The organism is Streptomyces sp. SM1 (assembly GCF_002910825.1).
In the GTDB taxonomy this organism is placed as follows: domain Bacteria; phylum Actinomycetota; class Actinomycetes; order Streptomycetales; family Streptomycetaceae; genus Streptomyces; species Streptomyces okerensis.
The window spans coordinates 1-4,497 of sequence record NZ_NEUB01000533.1 but is presented as its reverse complement, the minus strand read 5'-3'; the positions used below and the strand labels follow the sequence as shown (position 1 = coordinate 4,497).

Annotated in this window: 3 protein-coding genes; all 3 read right to left on the bottom strand. The window is 73.7% G+C overall.

Annotated elements, in window-relative coordinates; translation table 11 throughout:
• The coding region (gene shc, locus B9S61_RS12925) for a squalene--hopene cyclase (RefSeq protein ID WP_103542383.1) at positions 1 to 1,933 on the bottom strand (1,933 nt) is incomplete at its 3' end.
• Positions 1,934 to 2,050: 117 nt separating this feature from the next.
• Complete coding sequence (locus B9S61_RS12920; protein WP_103542382.1) at positions 2,051 to 3,115, bottom strand: polyprenyl synthetase family protein; 1,065 nt, start codon at positions 3,113 to 3,115, stop codon at positions 2,051 to 2,053.
• 71 nt (positions 3,116 to 3,186) lie between these two features.
• On the bottom strand, positions 3,187 to 4,497 hold a 1,311-nt coding region (gene hpnE, locus B9S61_RS12915; RefSeq protein WP_103542381.1), incomplete at its 5' end, for a hydroxysqualene dehydroxylase HpnE.

The following is a 4,497-nucleotide window of genomic DNA, read 5'->3' as shown; positions in this document are numbered from 1 at the left end:
GGAAGACCTGCCGGTAGAGGTGGTAGTTGATGGAGAAGTCCCAGGGGAAGCCGGTGCCGGTGAAGTACGGCTCGTCCCAGGAACCGTCCTCGCGCTGGGTGGCGGCCAGCCACCGGATGCCGCGTTCGACGGCCCGGGAGTCCCGCTCCCCGGCCGCCAGCAGCGCCATCAGCGCCCAGCCGGTCTGTGAGGGCGTCGAGGCGCCCCGGCCGCTCCACCCCCTGACGTCGCGGTAGGAGCGCAGGTCCTCGCCCCAGCCGCCGTCGTCGTTCTGCACCTTCTCCAGCCAGCCGACCGCCCGCCGGATCGCCGGGTGCGAACCGGGGAACCCGGCCGCGGTCAGCGCGGGGACCACGGAGCCGGTGCCGTAGAGGTAGTTGACGCCCCAGCGCCCGAACCACGAGCCGTCGGGCTCCTGTTCAGCGAGGAGCCACTGGATGCCGCGCCGGGTGCGCGGATCGTGGGCGAGGCCCTCGACGGCGAGCATCTCCACGACGTGCGCGGTGACGTCGGCCGACGGCGGGTCGATGACCTCGCCGAAGTCGCAGAACGGCAGCCGGTTGGGGAAGGGGCTGGTGTTGTCGACGTCGAAGGCGCCCCACGCGCCGTTCCGCGACTGCATGCCGAGGTTCCAGCGGACCCCGCGCCCGATCGCGTTGTCCAGCCGCTCGGGGTCGTGATGCTTGACCCGGCGCAGCGCGAGGACCACCTCGGCGGTGTCGTCGATGTCGGGGTAGTTGTCGTTGTGGAACTCGAACGCCCAGCCGCCGGGCGGGAGATGGGGTCTGCGTACGGACCAGTCGCCGGGCCGCACGATCTGCTCACCGAGCATCCAGTCGGCGGCCTTGACCAGTTGCGGGTGGTCGGCCGGCAGCCCGGCGTCGGCCAGCGCGATGGTGGCGAGGCAGGTGTCCCACACCGGGGACTGGCAGGCCTCGATCATCCGGGCCCCGTCCTCGCGCCACACGGCGAACCGGTCCAGTGACTCCAGGCCGGCGCGCATCACCGGGTGGTTCAGGTCGTAGCCGAGCAGGTGCAGGGCGATGACGGAGTACACGGCCGGGGGCTGGATACCGCCCCAGCAGCCGTCGTTCTCCTGGCGCTCGATGATCCAGCGGGCGGCGGTGTTCATGGCCGCCGCGCGCAGCCGGCGCGGGACGGCCCGGCGCAGGGCGTGCAGGCCCTTGTCCAGCCGCTGGAAGGCGCCGTCCCAGCTCCTCGCCGGGGCGAACGGCCGGGAGGGGTTGGGGTGGTGCGGGTCGGTGTGCAGTTCGTCCAGCGGGAACGGGGCGGGGCGCACCGGACGCTTGGCGGAGACGATCGTCAGCGGCACGATGGTCTGCCGGGCCCAGCAGCCGAAGTCGTAGATGTTGAGCGGCACCCAGGAGGGGAACCAGATCAGCTCGGGCGGGAGTTCGGGCAGGTCCTCCCACTTCCACCAGCCGAACAGGGCCAGCCAGATCCGGGTGAAGACGCGGGCGGCGGCGATGCCGCCCCGTTCGCGGATCCAGCCGGCGGCCCGTGCCATGTGGGGGGCGTCCGGCGGGTCGCCGGCCAGCCGCAGGGCGACGTAGGCCTCGATGGTGGCGGAGAGGTCGCCGGGTCCCCCGTAGAAGGTGGCCCAGGTGCCGTCCTCGCGCTGCTCCCCGCGGATGAACAGGGCGGCGGCGCGGGTGGTTTCCTCGTCGCGGATGCCGAGGAACTGACGCAGCAGCAGGTCCTCGGCGTCCATCGTGACGTTGGTCTCGAGGTCGCCCTTCCACCAGCCCTGGTCGTCCTGCCGGGACAGCAGGAAGTCGGTGGCGCGGCGCAGGGCGTGGGCGGCGATGTCGGGAACCCCGGCCGCCTCGGGGATATCGGTGTCGTTTTCGCTGGCCGCGGTCACGCGGGACGGCCATGCCGCCCCGGTGCTTCCGTCGGTCGTCGCTGTCATGGCTTCCCCTTCGTGCAGTTCTGCAAAGAGTGCGTCTGCTGTGGGTCCGCCGTCGGCCGGTGCCGTTCTCCCTGGCACCGGCCGGCGACTACGCGAGGGCTATTCGACCGATAGTGATCATCTCTTTCGTACGACGACGAAGTCCGCGAGCGCCGTGAACCGCTCCCGCACCCGGTCGGGCATGTCCACGCCGTCCAGGGCCTCGATGGCGACGGTGTGCTGACGGCGTGCCTCGCCGGCGGTCCACTCGCGGCCGCCGGCCTCCTCGATGAGGGCGGCACGGGCCGCGAACTCCTCCTCGGAGAAGTTCGCGAAGTCGCTGCTCCTGGCGTCGGCCGCGAGGATCTCGGCGAGCCGCCGGGACGCGGGGCCGTCCGCCGCGAGCGCGGCCACGACCGGGAGGGACTTCTTGCGCTGGCGCAGGTCGCTCCAGGTCTGTTTGCCGGTGGCGTCCGGGTCGCCCCAGATGCCGAGGAGGTCGTCGACGGCCTGGAAGGCGAGGCCGAGGTGGTGGCCGTACGTCTCCAGCGCGTCGGCGGTGCGGTCGTCCGCGCCGCCGAGGACCGCGCCGATGGAGCTGGCGCAGGCGAGCAGGGCGCCGGTCTTGTTGCCCTCCATCTCCAGGCACTCCTCGACGCTGACGCGGTCGCGGTGCTCGTAGGAGATGTCCTGGGCCTGGCCGTCGATGAGCGCGCGGCTCGCCCTGGTCAGCCGGCGGGCGGCGCGCCCCGCCTCGACGGTGCCGAGTTCCAGCAGCACCTCGTTGGCCAGGGCGAACAGCGCGTCGCCGACCAGGATGGCCTGGGCGGGGCCGTGCACCTTCCAGACGGTGTCGCGGTGCCGGCGTTGTTCGTCGCCGTCCATCAGGTCGTCGTGCAGCAGCGAGAAGTTGTGGACCAGTTCGACGGCGACCGCGCCGGGGACGCCGGTCTCCGGGGCGGCGCCGGTGACCTCGGCGGACAGCACGGCGAGCGCGGGGCGCACGGCCTTGCCGCCGTCACCGTCCGCGGGCCGGCCCTGGGCGTCGATCCAGCCGAAGTGGTAGGCGGCGACCGTGTCCATGGGAGGGGCCAGGCGGTCGACGGCCGCCCGCAGTACCGGCGTGGCCAGGTTCCGCCCGCGCTCCAGGAGCGCGGTCACGTCCACCGCGGTCCTTCGAGCGGCCTGCGGGGCCGGGGGCACAGGGGGCACAGTCTCTCCTCTTGTTGCGGTACCGGGGGCGCGGAAGCCTGCCGCACCGCTCCGTTGCAGCATCAGGCCGCCTCCTCGATCGCGAAGAGGTGGCGGGGGCGGGGCCGGCCGAGGGCGTCCAGCGCGGCGTCCGCCGCGCCGACACCGCTGCGGACCGCGCCCTCCATGGTCGCGGGCCACCCGGTGGCGGTCCACGCTCCGGCCAGGTACAGGCCGGGTGCCTTGGTGCGGGCGCCGGGCCTGAGGCGTCCGACGCCGGGGGCGGGAGCGAACGTGGCGGTGCGCTCCCGGGTGACGAAGAAGTCCTCGACGCGCGCGTCGCGCGTACGCGGCAGCAGGCGCTCCAGTTCGGGCAGGTAGCGCTCGCGCAGGGCGGCGACCGGCTCGTCGATGTCGGCGTGGGCGACCGACTGGGACAGCGCCAGGTACTGGCCGTGCTTCAGCCCGGAGGCGTCGGTGCGGTCGAAGACCCACTGCACGGGGGTGCCGAGGGCCGCGAAGAAGGGGCGCGCGAGCACGCGGCGGTCGTAGACCACGTGAACGTTGAGGATGGGCGCGGTACCGATGCCGAGGAGCCGGCCGGGGTCGTCGAGCGCGCCCTCGGGCAGCAGGTCGTACGCCTCGCGGTGCGGTACGGCGAGAACGACCGCGTCGGCCCGGACGGTCTCGCCGGGACCCCGGACCAGCCACGCTCCGTCGGCGTCGGCGGAGACCGAGGTGACCCGTGTCCGGACCTCGGTGCGCACGCCCGCGGCGTCGAGCGCCTCGCGGGCGAGCCGGTCGTGCAGGTCGCCCAGCGGCACCCGGGCCCACCCGATGTCGGCCGCCGAGGGGTCGGACAGCAGACCGGTTTTGAACACCATCGCGGCGAGCGCCAGGGACGTCTCACCCGCGACCGCGTTGAGGGTGGCGACCCCGACCAGGTCCCACAGGGCCTCGACGGCCCGCGCCGACTGGCCGTGCGCGGCCAGCCAGCTGCCGAAGTCCTGGTCGTCCAGAGCCGGATCGGTGAGGTCGAGCCCCTTCAGCGCGAGTGCGGCCCGGCCCACCGCGGCCCGGTCGGCGAGCGGCAGATGGGGATAGGTCGCGAGGCTGCGTCCCAGGTGGAGGGGGACCGGCAGCGCGTCGCGCCGCAGTCTGCCGAGCCGCCGGCCCTCGGGGCGATCGAGGTCGACCACGGGTACGTCGAGGCGGTCCTGCAGCGGTGCCAGGGCCGCTCCGCCGATCCGGTCGAGGAACCAGCGGTAGGCGGTGCAGCAGCGCAGGTACACGTGCTGGCCGTTGTCGACGGTCAGGTCGCCGCGCCGGAAGGAGAAGGCGAGCCCGCCCAGGCGCGGCCGGCCTTCGAGCAGGGTGACGCCCACGCCGGCGTC